Source organism: Streptomyces sp. MP131-18 (genome assembly GCF_001984575.1).
Lineage (GTDB): Bacteria > Actinomycetota > Actinomycetes > Streptomycetales > Streptomycetaceae > Streptomyces > Streptomyces johnsoniae.
Genome location: NZ_LZNS01000001.1, coordinates 7,064,866 through 7,082,804 on the forward strand (window position 1 = coordinate 7,064,866; position 17,939 = coordinate 7,082,804).

Genomic DNA, 17,939 nt, shown 5'->3' on the forward strand with positions numbered 1-17,939 from the left:
CCGCGGCGCGAGCGGGATCGCGCGCCGCGGCCGGTCAGTACCGCAGCGCGGCGCTCAGCCGGCCCTCCGCGGCCGGCCTGCGCACGTCGTCCGCGGCCAGCAGGCCCAGCGCGTGCTCATGGATCTCCACGTCGTACGGGGCCAGTTCGCCGAGTCGCAGGGCGTGTTCCGGGCGGTCGCTGGCGAGCACGGCCACCCGCATGGCGACCTCCAGGTGCGCGCGCCAGGCCGCGATGCCCGGCGCGTCGGAACGCGGCAGCAGCGCCCCGCCGTACCGGCGGACCGCGCCGTCGGTGTCCCCCGCCTCCAGCGCGCGCAGCACGTCGAGCGCGTCGCAGGCCACGGGCGCGGTCAACGCGTAGGTCCGGGAGGCGATCCGGCCGCCGAGCGCCCGCCGCAGATGGGACACCTCCGCCTTGAACGTCGAGGCGGTGACCGGCCGGTCACCGTAGACCGCCGCGCGCAGCCGCTCCGGCGACAGGCCCCTTGGGTGGAGGGCGAGCAGGGTGAGGATCTCCAACTGCCGGGGCCGCAGCCGGAGCGGCCGGCCGCCGCGGGCCGCGCGAGCGGTGCCGAGGCAGGTCAGCCGCACCGCGTCGGCTTCCCCCGCGCCGGGGCGCCGTTCGACGCTCCCGGCCTGGAGCCTTGCCTCGATGGCGGAGGCCAGCGTGCGCACGGTGGGCATGGCCAGCGGGTGCGAGCGGTCCCAGGTGCTGGAGAGGTCGAGGACGCCGAGCACCGTGCCGTCCGGGCCGTGGATGGGGGCGCAGTAGCAGACCCAGCCGTGCAGCGCGGCCACCAGGTGCTCGGCGGAGAACACGGTGCTCGGCCGACCGGTGCGCAGGGCGAGCGACAAGGCGTTGGTGCCCATGGCCTGCTCGTCCCATCGCCCGCCGGGCGCGAAGTTGACGAGTTCGGCGCGCCGGCGCATGACCCGCCCGCCCGCGGTCCACAGGATGGTGCCGGACTCGTCGGTGACGGCGGCGACGAAGCCCGCGTCGGCGACGGCGTGCAGTTCGTCGGCGAGCGCGTCGACCGGACTGCGCAGCACGGAGCCTGACCAGCGCGGGTGCACCGAGCCGCCGTCGCGCACCGGGGCGCTGTCGCGCAGCGGGTCCACGGTGCCCAGCGAACGGGCCCAGGAGTCGGCGACCTCGGGACGTACCGGCGGGCGGCCGCCGTGCGGCCCTCCCGACCCCGGCACCCAGCGGGCCCATTCCTCCTCAAGGGCGGTTCTGCGGTCCCGGAGTTCGGCTGACACAGACATGGCCCTCCCCGACCTCGTCGTCGTTCGGAAGAGTCGTTCAGAAGACCCGCGCATTGTCCCGCAGAACGCGCCGCCCGGCACCACCCCGGCGTGCTCCGGGGGGAGTGCTCCGGCACGGGTTCGCCGAACGTTTGCACCCGGGACCGTTCGGGGACGGCTGGTGTTATCCCAGGCAGCGGGCTGCGTTCAGCCTCGTCGCGCAGGATCAGCGCCGCGGCCGGCCGACGGCGCCGGCACCCGCGTCCGACGACTCACCGGAGTACCCCCGCATGTTGAGTTTCCCCTCGCGAAAACACAGCAGCCTCCGCGTCGCCCTGACGGCCCTCACGACCCTCGCGGTCGCCGGAGGGGCCGCGGCGATCCCCACCACGTCCACCGCCACGCCGAACGCGGCGCCCAAGTCCTGGGACGAGACCGCCTACCGCGGCCAGGTCGAGGTCGTCCGCACGCCGGAAGGACCGGCCGACACCGAGTACCTGACCGGCAAGGTCTTCGTCGATCAGGACCGCGACAGCGCGAGCGACCGCAGGGAACGCGGCCTCGCCGGCGTCGTCGTGTCGAACGGGCGCGACGTCGTGACGACCGACCGCCACGGCCGCTACCGGCTGCCCGCCTACGACAACATGACGGTCTTCATCACCCAGCCCGCCGGCTACCAGGTGCCGGTGGACGAGTCGAACGTCGCGCAGTTCCACTACAACCACCTGCCCGAGGGCTCGCCCGAGCTGCGCTACGGCGGCATCGCGCCCACCGGGCCCCTGCCGGACGCCGTGAACTTCCCGCTCGTGCGCAGCCAGCTCACCCGGGCGCAGGAACAGCACTGCGTCATCGCGGGCGACCTGCAGACCTACGACAGGACCGAGGTCGAGTACGCCCGCCAGGGCGCGATCAACGACCTCGCCGGGCGCCGCGACTACCAGGGCTGCGGCACCCTCTTCATCGGCGACGTCGTCGGCGACGACCTGTCGCTCTACCCGGACGTCAAGGACCTCACGAGCCTGACCAACGGCCCGGCCAGGTTCCTGCCCGGCAACCACGACCTCGACTTCGACTCCGCCACCGCCGAGCACGCGTTCGACACCTTCCGTGCCCAGATGGCGCCCGCCTACTACTCCTACGACGTCGGCGACGTGCACATCGTGGCGCTCAACACCGTGCGCTACCCCTGCACCCCGGACGTCGACAACGCCGACGGCCGGCGCCCCGAGTGCGACGACCCGGAGAACTCGCCGCGGTACAACGGCCGGCTCGACGAGAATCAGCTCGCCTGGCTGGAGCAGGACCTGGCCGCGGTCGACGACGACAAGCTCGTCGTGGTCGCCGGCCACATCCCGCTGCTGACCTTCGCCGACGAGGGCAGCGCCATCCACCAGGTCGACCAGGTCCGCGAGGTCTACGAGCTGCTGGAAGGCCGGGAGGCCGTCTCCGTCGCCGGGCACACCCACTCGATCGAGAACATGCGCACCGGCGACCTCGTACAGGGCTGGCAGGACCTCTTCGGCGTCGAAGGGCTGCCGTTCCCGCACATCACCGCGGGCGCGATCTCCGGTGACTGGTACTCCGGCGAGCTGACCGAGAACGGCTACCCCGTCGCGGTCGGGCGTGACGGCGGTCGGCCCGGCCTGCTCACCCTCGACATCAGGGGCGACTCGTTCCGGGAGCGCTACACGGTGACCGGCGAGAGCGACCGCGTGCAGACGCAGCTGGGCATCAACAGCCCCACCTACCGCGACTGGTACGCCGAGCGGCAGGCGTGGAACGACGACCCGCAGGGCGCAGCCCCCGAGCTGGGCGACCCGCACGTGGTGACCCGCGAGGACCTGGCCGGGCAGACCTGGCTCACCACCAACTTCTGGATGGGCTCCACCGGTTCCACGGTCGAGGTCGAGATCGACGGCCGCCGGGCCCGGGAGGCCACCCGCACGCAGGAGATGCGCGGCGAGGACCAGCTGATCGGGCCCGAGTGGTCCGACCCGCACGCCGTCGCCCAGCAGCTGGTCCACGGCGGCAGCGTCGCCGACCGGACCATGCACCTGTGGCGCTTCGAGCTGCCCGCCGACCTCGGCACCGGTCGCCATCGCGCCGAAGTGACGGCGACCGACGCCCACGGCCGCGAGTACACCGACGTGCTGCACTTCCGCGTCGTCGACCAGCCGTAACGGCTCCGCACCCACCCGGGGGCCGCCACCGCACGCCGGTGGCGGCCCCCGCCGCATGCGCCGGCGCGGGGCCGCGGCAGCCGTCACCACCAGGAGGTAATTCGCGCCCGGGGGCTCGGCGAGGCGCGCGTTCTGCCCGACACTTCGTCGTACCACGTGGCCGGCGGCGTCCCGCGCGCGGCCGGCAGGGAGGAGATTCACATGCGTCGCATGGCCGTTCTGCCCGCCGCCGCGATCGTGGCGGGCGGTGTGCTCGCCGTCGGCGGTGGCGGGCCGCCGGAGCCGGAGACCGTACTGGAACGGGTCCAGGAACGCGGGGTCCTGCGGGTGTGCACCACCGGCGACTACCGCCCGTTCAGCCATCTGGACCCGCACACCGGGGAGTACGAGGGCATCGACGTCGACATGGCCCGGGACCTCGCCGGAAGCCTGGCCGTCGAGGCGGACTTCGTGCCGACGACCTGGGGCAGCCTGCTCGCGGACCTGACCGGCGGCGCCTGCGACATCTCCATGGGCGGTGTCTCGGTGACCCTGGACCGGGCGCGGGAGGCGTACTACAGCGTGCCGTACCTGACCGACGGCAAATCCCCGATCGCCCGCTGCGCCGACGCCGACCGCTACCGGACGCTGGAGGACATCGACCGGCCGGGCGTGCGGGTCATCGTCAACCCCGGTGGGACGAACCAGCAGTTCGTCCAGGAGCACATCGACCGGGCCACCGTCGTCGTGCACCAGGACAACGTCACGATCTTCGAGGAGATCATCGCCGGACGCGCCGACGTCATGATCACCGACGGCAGCGAGACCCGCTACCAGTCCTCCCAGCACCCGGAACTGTGCGCGACCAACCCGGACGAGCCCTTCACCTTCGCCGAGAAGGGCTATCTGCTGCCGCAGGGCGAGGAAGAGTTCCAGGAGTACGTCGACCAGTGGCTGCACCTGGCCCTCAACGACGGAACGTACGACGGCCACGCGGCGGACTGGTTCGACTGAGGACCGGCGCACCCGCCACCCGGGCACGGGGACAGGCCGTCCGCACCCCCGCCGCCGGACGGCCTGTCCCCGTGCACGGTCCCCGAACACCGCGGAGGCGATGCTGCCATGCCCGATGTAAGAATCCCGCAAGAGCCGGTCAACCGCCGGACCGGCGCCCGCGCGTCACGGACCGGCTGCCGGGGCGAGGGCGTCGGCCAGCGGGGAACCCGGTTCCACGGTGTAGGCGATGAGCAGTTGGTCCGGCTCCTCTGGCAGGCTCAACGCCCGGTAGGGCAGCGTGAAGTCCCCGAGCCGCTCGTGGCGGAACCCGTAGGCGCCGTGCGTCTTGTTCTGCACGTGCTGCTCCGCCCATATGCGGCGGAACTCGGCACTGCACCCCGCGAGTTCGTCCACGAGCTCGGTCAGCGCCGTATCGTCGGGGCAGCGGCCGAAACCCATGCGCAGCCGCGCCGTGACGTTCCGCGCCTTCTCCTCCCAGTCCCGGAAGAAGCGGCGGGCGACCGGATTGAGGAAGACCTCGCGCACCGCGTGGCGGCGCTCGGGCAGGACGGAGAAGACCTCCCCGAAGACCAGACGCGCCGGCCGGTTCCAGGCGAGTAACTCCGTACGGCGGCCGACGACATATGCGGGAACGGCCGGCATCGAGTCGAGCAGCCGTTGCAGGCCGGGCACCGGCTGATCGGGACAGACCCGTGACGCCTCGCGGGAGGGCCTGGCCAGCCGGCACAGATGCGCCCGCTCGGCCTCCGCCAGCCGGAGGGCCCTGGCCACGGCGTTGAGCACCTCGGCGGACACCTTCTCGTTGCGCCCCTGTTCGAGCCGCACGTAGTAGTCGGTCCCGATCCCGGCCAGCCTCGCCACCTCGTCCCGCCGCAGACCGGGCACGCGCCGCAGCCCCCCGTAGGTGGGCAGACCGACCTGGGCCGGGGTCAGCCGCGCGCGACGGGACTGGAGGAAGCCCCTCAACTCCGAACGCCGGTCCATACGGCGAACATACAGTTCACCTTCAACCCGTGGCACCACACGCAGCACGGGCGCACGGCGGCGGGAGTCGACACCGAACGCGCGCGGAATCCCCGGATCGACTCCGCCGTATCCCCATGACATGATCGGAGACCGGCCGTCGCCGACATCCAGAAGCTGGAGAGGGCCCTCGTGCGTGACAAGGACAGCCTCGCGGAACGTGACGAGGAGCGCCGGGTCGCGGGCCAGGACACCGGGCGGCGCGGCGTCGTCCGCCCCCGGACCCGCCCTGCGCGAGCGGGGGTTCCGTTCGCTCCGGCGGAACCGGCCTTCCGGCCATGAGCCCGAGCACTGAACTGACCCGGCCCCGGGAGCCGGTGGAAGGGCCGGACCGGAAGTTCCGGGTGCTCGCGGGCGCCTACGGGGTCTCCACCTATGGCAACTACCTGAACCTGATCGCGCTCGGACTGTTCGCCTACGAGGTCACCGGTACGGCGTTCGGCGTGGGCGCGGTGATGGTGCTGCGGTTGTTCTGCGGGTTCGCCGCGGGTCTGGCCGCGGGGGCGGTGATGGCCAGGGTGAGCCGCCGGAGCGTCATGATCTGGGCGGATGTCGCCCAGGGGACCGCCATGATCATGCTGGCGCTCGCCGCCGAACGCGCGCCGCTGTGGCTGCTGGCCGCGGCGGCGATGGTGCTGGGCGCGGGGAACACGCTGTTCACCGTGGGCCTGCGCAGCGCGGTTCCGGCCCTCGTCGGCCACGAGGCGCGTGGCCGGGCGAACAGCCTGCTGGTCACCTCCCGTTCCCTGGCCACGGTGCTCGGGTTCGCCTCGGCGGCCCCGGTGATCGCGCTGGGGGGTTACTCGCTCGCGTTCGCCTTCAACGCCGCGAGCTTCGCCGTATCCGCCGTGGCGCTGTGGGTGTTGTTCCCGCGCGCGGACGACGAGCCCGGTGCTGACCACGACGGCACGGCCGGCACGGTCGGCGAGGACGGCGCGGAGGACGGCGCGGAGCAGGGCGCGGAGAAGGGCGTGCTGGCGGGGAAGCGCTCCCGGTGGCGCCTCGCGAGAAGTCTCCCCGCTCTCCTCATGGGCATGATCGCGCTGAGAGGGCTGGACGCACTGGCGTCCTCCTCGCACAACGTCGCCCTGCCCGTGGTCGCCCATGACTCCGCTCCCGACGAGCCCGCTGTGTTCATGGCCCAGTTCTGGGCGGCATGGGCGGTCGGCACCGTTCTCGCCCAGCTCGTGCTCAGACGCCGGTGGGGCGAAGCGGCCTGGGGGGAGCGCGCGTTCGCCCTCGGCACCTGCGCCATGTCGCTCTCGTTCATCGCCGCGTTCCTGGGACTCCCGGCGGTCGCGCTGGTCGTGGCCGCCGCGTCGGCGGGGTTCGCGGACGGCTGGACCGAGACCGTCTACACCTCGCGCCTCCAGATGGCGTCCGCCCGGCAGCGCGACCGGCTCTTCGGACTGTCCGCCACCGTGGAGCAGTCCGGGTTCGCGCTGGGCACGGTGGCCGCCGCGGCTGCGTTGGAAAGAGTGCCCGCACTGGCCGTTGTGGCCGTCTTCCACGGAGCGGCCGTATGCGGAGCGCTCGTTCTGCTGCGGGCCACGGCCGGCAGGCGCGGCGCAGACCGTCTGCGGCGGGCGCGATTGCCCGCGGCCGATCAGAGGAGATGACTCGCATGGAACGCCTCCGGGGACAAGCGGAATGCCGTGGCCCCGAGCCGGCTCGCACCGAGGACGATCCGCGTGACGCGGTGCGGGCGTTGCTGCGAGCCGCTCGGGCCGCCTCCGGCGCGGCAGTCGTCACCGTCGCCGCGGACGGCACGAAGACGTCCCAGACCTACCCCGAACTGCTCGATGGCGCACGCCGCTTGCTCACGGGGCTGCGGACACGCGGGATGCGGGCCGGGGACACCGTCGTGCTGTGCGGACTGCCACTGGAGGAGTTCTTCCCCGCCTTCTGGGCCTGCGTGCTCGGCGGCGCCCGGCCCGTGGCCATCGCGGAGCACCCCGCGCCGGGCTCCCCGGCTCTGGAACGGCTGCTGCACGCCCACCGACTGCTGGGCCGTCCGCTCGTGGTCAGTGACGCGTCCGGTGCGGCGGCGCTCGCCAGGACCGCACCCGAGCTGCGCGTCGCGGTCGCGCGGGACTGCCGGGACGCGCCGCCTGCGGCGGAGCAGGACGGGCCGGACGATTCCGGGACCGCCCTGCTGATGCTCTCGTCCGGCAGCACCGGAGTGCCCAAGGCCGCGCGGCTGACGCACACCGGCCTCGCGGACTTCGCGGCGAGCAGCAGGCGGATACTCGACGTCCGGCCGGACGACACCATGGTGAACTGGCTGCCGGTCGACCACAGCGGCGCGTTTCTGCTCTACCACGTGCTCGCCGTCTTCGTCGGCTGTACCAACGTCCACGCCGCCACGGAACGGGTCCTGGCCGATCCCCTGCGGTGGCTCGACCTCCTCCACGAGCACCGGGCGCGGCACGGCTGGGCGCCGACCTTCGCCTACGAGCTCGTCGCGGACGCACTCGCCGAGCAGCGGACCGGTCCCCAGGAGGGGCGCTGGGATCTCGGCGGCCTCAAGTCCCTTGTCTGTGGCGGAGAACGGGTCGTTCTGCCGGTGCTGCGCCGCTTCCTCGACGCGACGGCCCCTTACGGTGTCCGCGAGCGGCACGTCGTCCCGGTGTGGGGCATGGCGGAGACGGTCACGGCGTGTACCTACGGCCGACTCGACCTGCCGGGCACCGTGTTCCGACTGCTCAAGAGCAGCCTGGGCGGCGAACTGGTGCGGGCCGCCGAGCAGACGCCGGACGACGAGTGCGTGACCTTCGTCGCCTCCGGCTCGCCCGCGCACGGCGTCACCCTTCGCATCGTCGACGAGAGCGGAGACCTCTCGCCACCGGGCCGCATCGGGCGGCTCCAGGTCCACTCACCCGCGCGTCTCACCCCGGGCTACGCGCATAGCCCCGAGGCGGACGCGGAGGCGTTCCCCACCGGACCGGACTGGCTGGACACCGGCGATCTGGCCTTTCTCGACGGCGGTCAGGTCGTCATCACCGGCCGGCGCAAGGACGTGATCATCCTCAACGGGCACAACGTCTACTGCCACGAGGTCGAGGAGGTCGTCACCGCCGTCGCGGGCGTCGGGCAGGGGGAGGTGGCGGCCTGCGGCATCCCGAGCCGGGATCGCGGCACGGAGGAGCTGGCCGTCTTCTTCGTCAGCAGGGGCGCCGCCGAGGACGCACGGATCGACCGCGAGGTGCGGGCCGCGCTCTTCGGCCGGCTCCGGCTCACCGCGGCCCACGTCGTGTCCGTCGCGCCCGGCGATTTTCCGAGGACGCCCGCCGGCAAGGTGCGCCGCGCCGCGCTCAGGGACCGCCTGACGGACGGCGGGCCCGGCCAGGACACCTCCCCGCCCGCCCGGCCGGACCACGACGCGGTGGTGCGGATCGTGCGGGAGGAGCTGGGCGTGGTGCTGGGCCGCCCGGCCGGGGCGGATGTGCCGTTCTACGACCTCGGCCTGAACTCCGCCCTGCTCGTGCGCCTGCGGGCCCGGCTGGCGGAGCGGCTCGGGACGACGATCGACCGGACCGCGCTCTTCGAGCACCCGACGGCCACCGCGCTCGCCGCGCATCTGTCCGGCGGCATCGGGGTGCAGGCCGCGCCCGCCAGGACCGCGCCCGCCCCGGCGGACGCCGCCGACCGGCGCGTCGCGGTCATCGGGTTCTCGTTCCGCTTCCCTGGCGCGGATTCGGCGGAACGGTTCTGGGCCAACCTGAGCGACGGGGTGAGCAGTGTCCTGACCTTCGGCGAGGAGGAGCTCGCCGAGGCGGGCCTGACCCCGGAGCAGCGGCGCGCCCACGACCTCGTGCCCGTCGGCGGGATACTCGACGGCGTCGACGAGTTCGACGGCGGCTTCTTCGGCATGAGCCCCCGCGAGGCCGAACGCACGCACCCCGCCCACCGGTTGTTCCTGGAGTGCTGCCACCGCGCGCTCGAGGACGGCGGGTACGCGGCCACCGATTCCGACGAAACGGTGGGGGTGTTCGCGGGCTCCGGCATGAACCTGTACGACCACCAGCAGTCGCACGAGCCGTCCGGCCCTTACGACGCGGCGGACCCCGCCGCCGGCATGCAGCGGGCCATCGCCCAGCAGCCGGACTTCCTCGCCACCCGGGTCGCCTACCGCCTCGGGCTGAAGGGGCCGGCCATCGGCGTGCAGACGGCGTGTTCCACCTCACTGGTCGCCGTTCACCTGGCCGCGCAGGCGGTGCTGAGCGGCGAGACGGATCTGGCGCTCGCGGGCGCCGCGGCCGTGCACCACCCCCAGCGGACCGGCTACCGCAGCCACCCCGGCTCGATCCTCTCGCCCACCGGACGCTGCCGGGCCTTCGACGCCGAGGCCGACGGCACCGTCGGCGGCAACGGCGTGGCCGCCGTGCTGCTCAAGCGGCTCGACCGGGCGCTGGCCGACGGGGACACCGTGCACGCGGTGATCCTCGGCTCCGCGGTCAACAACGACGGCTCGCGCAAGGTCGGCTTCACCGCGCCCGGCGTCGCCGGACAGGTCGATGTCGTGCGCCAGGCCCTGCGGCGGGCGGACGTGCCCGCGGAGACCATCTCCTACGTGGAGGCACACGGCACCGGCACCGCGCTCGGCGACCCGGTGGAGCTGAAGGCACTCGGCCGGGCGCTCGGCGAAGGCACCCGGCGCACCGGGTTCTGCGCTGTCGGCTCCGTGAAGCCGAGCATCGGGCACCTCGACAGCTGCGCCGGAATGGCCGGGCTGATCAAGACGATGCTTATGCTGCGGCACCGCACTCTGGTACCGACCGCGCACCTGACCCGTCCCCATCCCGAACTGCGCCTCGAAGAGGGCCCGTTGACACTGGCCACCGAGCTGCGGCCGTGGTCGGTGCCGGACGGGGCGCCGCGCCGGGCCGGGGTCAGCGCGCTCGGCGTCGGCGGCACCAACGCCCACCTGGTACTGGAGGAGGCGCCGCCCGCGCCGCCCCGGCCCGCACCCGAACTGCCCGCCCTGGTACCGGTGTCGGCCCGCGATCCCCAGGCATTGGACGAGCTGTGCGGCCTGCTCCTTGACCGGCTGCGGCAGCGGCCCGAGCTCCGGGCGGCCGACGTGGCCACCACTCTGGCACTCGGCAGGCCGCACCGCGCGGCACGTACCACGGCCATCGGCCGCACCGCCGAGGAGCTTGCCCGGGCACTGGAGGAACCGAGAAACGCCACGGCCGCCCCACTCGGCCCGCTGGCCTTCGTGTTCCCCGGCCAGGGCAGCGCACGGCGCGGCATGGCGAGCGGCCCGTACGCCGCGAGTTGGGCTGCCCGCCGGACACTCGACAGATGCGCCGAGATCTACGCCGACGAGTTCGGCGGCTCCCTGCTGCCGCTCCTGATCGACGCGCCCTCCGACACGGAATCCGCCGCGCGCGAGGTCTGGCCCACGGAGACGGCCCAGGCCGCCCTGTTCGCCCACCAGGCGGCACTGGCCGACGCGTGGCGCGCCGCCGGTGTCCGCCCGGCTCTGCTCCTCGGCCACAGCGTCGGCGAATACGCCGCGCTGTACGCGGCCGGGGCCCTGAGCCTCGATGACGGGCTGCGGCTCACCGCCCGGCGCGGGCACCTGATGGGCACGGCCTGCCCACCCGGCGGCATGCTCGCCGTCCGCGCCGACACGCGCACCGCGCAGCGCATTGCCCAGGCCGTCGGCGTGGAAGTGGCCGCGGTCAACGGCCCGCGCGCCCACGTGCTCTCCGGTCCGCCGCAGGCGCTTGAGGAGGCCGTACGCCTGCTGGACCGGGAGGAGTTGCGCTGGAAGGTCCTGCCCGTCGACCGGGCCTTCCACTCGGCCGCGGTCGAACCGGCGCTGAGCGCGTTCCGCCCCCACGCGGAGCAGGCGGCGTACCGCCCGCTGGACGCCACGCTGGTGACGGCCGCCGACGGCGAGCTGCACCCCGCGGGCCGGACCGTCGGCGCGGACTACCTCTGCCGCCAGGCAAGGCAGCCGGTCCGCTTCGACCTGGCCATGGCCGCGGCCGTCGGGCACGGCTGCGAGGACTTCGTCGAAATCGGGGCGGGGAACACCCTCACCGGTGCCGGACGGCACTGCGCCCCCGGGAGCCGCTGGTTGAGCGGCCAGGGCGAGGGCGAGGCGGCCGACCAGGTCCGCGGGTTCCTCTCGGCGCTGGGCTCGCTCCACAGCCGGGGCGCCGAGCTGGACTGGCACGCGATCGCCGGCGGCGGGCGGCGGGTGCCGCTGCCGGGCCATCCGCTGCGCCGGGTGCCGGTGGCGGCCCCCGCCCCGCGCACGCCGGAACGTCCGCCCGCCGCCGCGCAGCCCGCCGCCGCGCGGCCCGCCGCCGTGGACGGCCTGCTGGAAGGCGTCAGGGAGGTGGCTGCCGCCAAGCTGGGCATAGGCATTTCAGAGATGACGGCGGACGCATCGTTCTTCGAACTCGGCGCGGACTCCCTCGCCATGATGAGCATGACGACCGAACTGGCGGCGCGGTACGGCGTCCGCGTCCCGGTCCGGGAGCTGTTCGACCATGCCGACACGCCGCGCAGACTGGCCGACCTGCTGGCCCGGACGCGCGGTGACAGCGCCCCGGCGCCGTCACCCGCCGTGCGGGACCCGGAGGCGCGACAGGAGCCGGGGGAGCGGGGGGAGCCGGGGGACGATCCGGTGGAGGTGCCGCGGCCCGCCGCGGACGGCGAAGCACCCGAGCTGCACGCCCTGTTCGGACAGCAGCTCAGGATGATGGAGACGCTCGCCGACCGGATGACCGGAGTGATCTCCCGCCAGCTCGACATGCTCGCCGCCCAGCACGCCCCGGCGCCGCCCACCGCCTCGCCCGCACCGAGGCCCGTACCGGCACCGGCACCGGCGCCGAGGCCGGCCAGGGAGCCGAGTCCCGCCCCGGCCCCCGCCCAGCGGCCGGCCCCCGCCCGGGCCCCGGCTTCGGCCCCCGCCACCGGATGCGACTTCAGCCTCTACTTCTTCGGCGACTACCCGGACGACGCCGCCCACGACAAGTACGCGCTGATCCTCGATGCGGCGGAGTTCGCCGACCGGAACGGCTTCCACGCCCTGTGGTTCCCCGAGCGGCACTTCAACTCGTTCGGCGCGCTCTTCCCCAACCCCTCCGTCCTCGCCGCCGCGCTGGCGGCGCGGACCAGCCGTGTCCGGCTGCACGCGGGGTCCGTCGTGCTGCCGCTGCACCATCCCGTCCGGGTCGCCGAGGAGTGGTCGGTCGTCGACAACATCTCCGGCGGCAGGGCGGGCCTGTGCTTCGCCAGCGGCTGGCACGCGACCGACTTCGCCCTCGCCCCGCAGAATTTCGGCCGCCACCGCGAGGCGCTGTTCGAGCAGGTCGGGACGGTCCGGCAGCTGTGGTCCGGACAGCCCCTGGCGACGACCGCGGGGGACGGCAAGCCCGTGGAGATACGGTTGCAACCCCGCCCGATCCAGGACCAACCCCCCATGTACCTGGCCGTGGTGGGCAATCCGGACAGCTACCGCCGGGCCGCCGCCGAGGACTTGGGCGTGGTCACCAACCTGATGGCGCAGACCGTCGAACAGCTGACGGAGAACATCGCGCTGTACCGGCGCACCCGTGCCGAGCACGGCCTCGACCCGGCGGCCGGGCGGGTCGTTGTGCTCGTGCACACCTACCTCGACGAGGACGGGGAACGCGCGCGGGCCGAGGCGTACCGGCCCTTCGTGTCCTACCTGCGGTCCTCGCTCGCCCTCTTCGACCAGGTGACCAACAGCCTGGGTGTCGAGGTGGACCTCGACAACACCCCCGAGGAGGACGTGGAGTTCCTGCTCGAACGGGCCTACGACCGCTACTGCGCCTCCCGCGCCCTGATCGGCGACGAGCACGCGGCCGCCGAGGTGGTGAGCCGCCTCACGGCCGCCGGAGCGGACGAGATCGCGTGCTTCGTGGACTTCGGGGTGCCGAAGGACAAGGTCCTGGCCGCACTGCCGGTGCTCGACCGGGTCCGTCTGCGCACCGCGGGCGCCTCGGCCGGACGGGTGCCGCCCGCACCGCGGCGCGAGCCGCTGTCGCCCGCGCAGCGCCGCATCTGGTTCCTGGAGCAGCTGCACCCCGGCACCAGCATGTACCACGAGCCCAAGGCCATCCGCCTGGACGGCCCGCTGAACGTGCCGGCCCTGCAACAGGCGCTCCGGAGCGTCGTCGCCCGGCACGAGGCGCTGCGGACGGTTTTCCGGCAGCACGAAGGCGTTCCCTACCGGGAGGTCCTGCCCCGGATGGGCCTCGACTGCCCCGTCGAGGACCACACCGGCGCGTCGGAGGCGGAGGCGCTGCGGGCCGTCCTGCGGAGCGCAGGGCACCATCCGCTCGACCTCGGCGCCGGCCCCCTGCTCTCCGCCCGCGTGCTGCGCCTGTCGGAGGAGCGGCACCTGCTCTTCCTGATGGCCCATCACCTCGTCTTCGACTCGGCCTCCACGGTCGTGCTGGTCCGCGACCTCGCCGCGCACTACCGTTCCCTGTCCCACGGCGACCCGGAACCGCCGCCTCTCGCCGACGCGCCCCGCGCCGACCTGCCCGGGGCCGGCCGGCCGGACCAGGACCGGTCCGCCGAGTCCCTGGAGTTCTGGCGGCACACGCTGAGCGGCGCCCCCGAGCTCGACCTGCCCACCGACCGGCCGCGCCCGCCGGTCAGGACGGGGGCGGGCGCGAGCCTCACCCACGCTCTGGACCGCCGGCTCGTCGGCCGCCTGCGGGCGTTCTCCGCCGAGCACCGCGCCACCCTCTTCATGACGCTGACGGGCGCCGTCGCGGCCGTCCTCGGCCGGTTCAGCGGACAGCGGGACCTGGTCGTCGGCACCGCGGTCGCCGCCCGTCCGCCCGGCGCCGAGGACCGGATCGGGCTCTACCTCGACACCGTGCCCCTGCGTCTTGACCTCGGCGGCGACCCGGATTTCCCCGCGCTGCTGCGCCGCGTCCGGGACAGCAGCACGGCGGCGTACGAACACCGTGACGTTCCCTTCGACGAACTGGTCGCCGCGGTCAACCCGCGGCGCGACCCCGGCCGCAACCCGCTCTTCCAGGTCATGGTCGAGTACGAGAACGAGGGCGAGGCCGACTTCGACCCGCCACGGCTCGCCGCCACGCTGCTGGACGTGCCCAGCGCCCGAGCCCCGTTCGACCTCAGCATCTACCTGACACACCACGGGGACGGCGTCCGGTTCATGGTCGAGTACGACACGGCCCTCTTCGACGAGAGCACGGTGCGCCGGCTCGTGGACTACGTGGAACAGGTGCTGCGCCGCGCCCTCGCCGCGCCCGCCGCGCCACTCACCGACCTGACCGCCCTCACGCACGCCGACCGGGCGGCCCTCGTGCGGCTCGGCCGGCTGGACGAGCCGCGGCCGGCGGCCGGGGACACCCTGCACGGGCTGTTCGAGCGGCAGGCCCGCGGCACGCCCGACGCGGTCGCCCTCATCTCCGGTCGGGAACACGTCACCTACCGCGACCTGGCCGCTCGCGCCCGGGACCTCGCCGGGCGGGCGCGCGCCCGCGGCGCGGGGCGCGGCGAGCGCGTGGCGGTCCTGCTGCCGCGCGGGCCCGAGCTGATCGCCGCCCTCATCGGGGTACTGAGGAGCGGCGCCGCCTACGTGCCGCTCGACCCCTCGCTGCCCACCGCGCGGCTCGCCGCGCTCCTCGACGACAGCGCGCCTGCCCTCCTCCTGACGTGCGACGCCGTCCTCGCCCGGCACCCCGAGCTGGCGCCCCGGGTGCCCGTGCACCTGACCGCGGCGGCACCGGGCACGGACGTGCCCGGCACCTCCGCGCAGGACGTTCCGGTCGAGGCCGTTCCGGACGGCGGGGCCGGGCCCGACGATGCCGCGTACTGCATCTACACATCGGGCTCGACCGGCCGCCCCAAGGGCGTCGTGGTGCCCCACCGCGGTCCGGCCAACCTCGTGCGGGAACACCTGCGGCGGCATGCCGCCCTGCGCACCCTTCAGTGGACGTCCCCGGCCTTCGACGTCAGCGTGCAGGAGATCTTCACCACCCTCGCGTCCGGGGCGGCCCTCGTCCTCGTGGCCGACGAGGTGCGGCACGACCCGGACGCCGTGACGGCCGCGGTCCGCGAACACGGGGTGGAGCGGATGTTCATGCCCTGCACGCCGCTGACGCACCTGATGGAGACCGCCCCCCGCATGCCGTCCCTGCGCGAGTTGTTCTCGGCGGGCGAGGCCCTGCGGCTCACGGGAGCCTTCCGCCGGTTCCTCGCCGCTCATCCGCGGTGCGACCTGTACAACCAGTACGGTCCGACGGAGGCTTCCGTCATCGTCACTTCCCGCCGGGTGGACCCCGGCGGTGACGATCACCCGCCGATCGGCAGGCCGGTGCCAGGTGCCCGCATTCAACTGCTCGACGGTGCAGGGCGGGAGGTGCCCGTCGGGGCGGTCGGGGAGATACACGTCGGCGGCGTTCCGGTGGCGTACGGCTACCACGCCCGGCCCGAGGAGACCGCGGCGGCGTTCCTCGACGACGGTTCCGGGCCGGTGCGGTACCGCACCGGCGACCTGGGGCGCTGGCGCCAGGACGGGGCCCTTGAGTACCTCGGCCGCACCGACGACCAGGTCAAGATCCGCGGCCACCGCGTCGAACCCGCCGAGGTCCGGGCGGCGCTGACCGCGCTCCCCGGCGTCCGCGAGGCGGCCGTCGTGCCCCGCCGCGACCGGCACGGAGAAACGGAGCTCGTCGCCTACGTGGTCCCCGCGGCGTTGCGGGAGGACTTCGCCGGACTGCGCGCCGCGCTGGCCGCGGACCTCCCCGACCATCTGGTCCCGCGCCGCTGGGCGGGCCTCGACCGCCTGCCGGTGAACGCCTCGGGCAAGCTGGACCGGGCACGCCTGCCGGAGCCGGGCGAGCCGGGCGAGGCGGGCGTGCAGCAGGAGGGCGCGGAGCCGGCCACGCCGCTGGAGAAGACGCTGCACGGTCTGTGGTGCGAGGAACTCGGCCTGAGCAGGGTCCCGGTGACCCGCTCGTTCTTCGAACTGGGCGGCCACTCCCTGAGTGCGATCCGGCTGGTGAACCGGATGGCCGCCGAGCTGGGGCTGACCCTGCCCATGTCCGACCTGTTCCGCTCGCCGACGATCCGGGGGCTCGCGGCCCGGCTCGAACAGCCCGGCACCGCGGCCGCGGAGCAGCAGGCGCCCGCCCCGGACGACGTGCAGGACACCGTGCCGATGACGTCCATCCTGCGCAGGCTGTGGCGCCGCCACCACGAACGAGCCGATCCCAGCGTCTACAACGTCGCCCACCGCGTCGACCTGCACGGCCGGCTCTCGCCCGACGACCTCGAACGGGCGCTGGCGGACCTGGTGACACGCCACGACGCGCTCCGCAGCCGGGGTGCGCACCGCGGCGGCGTTCACCTCGTCGAAGTGCTCTCCCGGGTCCCGGTGGACCTTCCGGTCAGCGACCTGTCCGAACACGCCACGGACGAGGACCGCCTGCGGGAGTGGTGCCGGGAGCACGCGTCGCGCCCGTTCGCGATGGACCGTGCCCCGCTGTTCCGCTTCCGGCTGGCCCGGCTCGGCCAGGACCGCTGGACGCTCGTGATCGTCCTGCACCATGCGATCTGCGACGGCTGGTCCATGGGGGTCCTCTGGCATGAGCTACAGGAGCTGTACAACGCCCGCCGCGGGGGCGCCGGCGCGCCGCTGCCGCCGCGGCCCGCGCAGTTCACGGACTGCGCCCGCGCCGAGCGTGCGCTCGATGACCGGCGCCGGGCGCGGCTGGAACGGTTCTGGCGTGCCGAGCTTGAAGGGGTCGCGCCGACGCTGGACCTGCCGCACGACCGGCCCCGGCCGGCCGTGCTGTCCGGCCGGGGGGCCCTGCGCACCTGGACCGTGGACGGCGCCCTGACCGGGCGGCTCCAGAAGGCCGCCGGCCGGCTGGGCACGCCGCCGTACGCCGTGCTCGCGGCGGGCTTCGCCCTCTGGGCCGCCGGGCGCCGCGGCCGGTCCGGCGACCTCGTGCTGGCCGCGTCCAGCGCCAACCGGCTCGGCCCCGAACGAGCGGATGTCGTCGGACTGCTGGGCGAGGCCGTGCTGTTGCGCGTCCGGATCGGCGAGGCGGCCACCTTCGCCGACCTGGTGCGTCAGGTCGGCACCGCGCTCTTCGCCGCGCTGGACCACCAGGAGCTGCCGCTGGCCGAGGTCGCCGATCTGATCGCGCCAGGCACCTCCGACGGACCGTTCCCCGACGTGCTGTTCACCGTCGTCACCACTCCGCCGCCCGTCCTGGACCTGCACGAGGTGTCGGCAACGGTGCACAGCCTGCCCACGGAGGGCGTCGCACGGAACGACCTGTACGTCGTCCTGGTGCCGCGGGAGGAGGGCATGACGGTGACCTTCGAGTACTCCACCGATCTGTTCGAGCACGCGACCATCGAAGCCTGGGGCGAGGAGTTCACCGCCCTGCTGGACAGGGTCGTGCAGGACCCCACGAGCCCGCTACCGGACCTCCCACGCCCCTGAGCTTGCC

General features: G+C 74.1%; 6 protein-coding genes. 4 read left to right on the top strand and 2 right to left on the bottom strand.

All coding sequences use genetic code 11. The annotated features are described in order from the left end of the window. Positions 1–34: 34 nt before the first annotated feature. Positions 35–1,267, bottom strand: coding sequence for a helix-turn-helix domain-containing protein (locus STBA_RS31405; protein ID WP_077062411.1), 1,233 nt, complete (start codon positions 1,265–1,267; stop codon positions 35–37). A gap of 269 nt (positions 1,268–1,536) precedes the next feature. Here STBA_RS31405 and STBA_RS31410 point away from each other — a divergent pair, with 269 nt between their 5' ends. Both STBA_RS31410 and STBA_RS31415 read left to right on the top strand, forming a co-directional pair. Then, positions 1,537–3,426, top strand: a complete 1,890-nt coding sequence (locus tag STBA_RS31410) for a calcineurin-like phosphoesterase family protein (RefSeq protein ID WP_079252259.1) — start codon at positions 1,537–1,539, stop codon at positions 3,424–3,426. A 201-nt stretch (positions 3,427–3,627) separates the two neighbouring features. Continuing rightward, positions 3,628–4,419, top strand: coding sequence for a transporter substrate-binding domain-containing protein (locus STBA_RS31415; protein WP_077062412.1), 792 nt, complete (start codon positions 3,628–3,630; stop codon positions 4,417–4,419). Between the two features lie 165 nt (positions 4,420–4,584). On the opposite strand, the gene STBA_RS31420 is transcribed toward STBA_RS31415, so the two are convergent. Next, on the bottom strand, positions 4,585–5,406 hold the full coding sequence (locus tag STBA_RS31420; protein WP_077062413.1) for a helix-turn-helix transcriptional regulator: 822 nt from the start codon (positions 5,404–5,406) through the stop codon (positions 4,585–4,587). A 317-nt stretch (positions 5,407–5,723) separates the two neighbouring features. Between STBA_RS31420 and STBA_RS31425 the strand changes: the two genes are divergently transcribed. Both STBA_RS31425 and STBA_RS31430 read left to right on the top strand, forming a co-directional pair. Further along, a complete protein-coding gene (locus STBA_RS31425) occupies positions 5,724–7,064 on the top strand; it encodes an MFS transporter (protein WP_077062414.1) in 1,341 nt (446 codons plus the stop codon). Between the two features lie 5 nt (positions 7,065–7,069). After that, positions 7,070–17,932, top strand: coding sequence for a hybrid non-ribosomal peptide synthetase/type I polyketide synthase (locus STBA_RS31430; protein ID WP_077062415.1), 10,863 nt, complete (start codon positions 7,070–7,072; stop codon positions 17,930–17,932). Positions 17,933–17,939 lie beyond the last annotated feature (7 nt).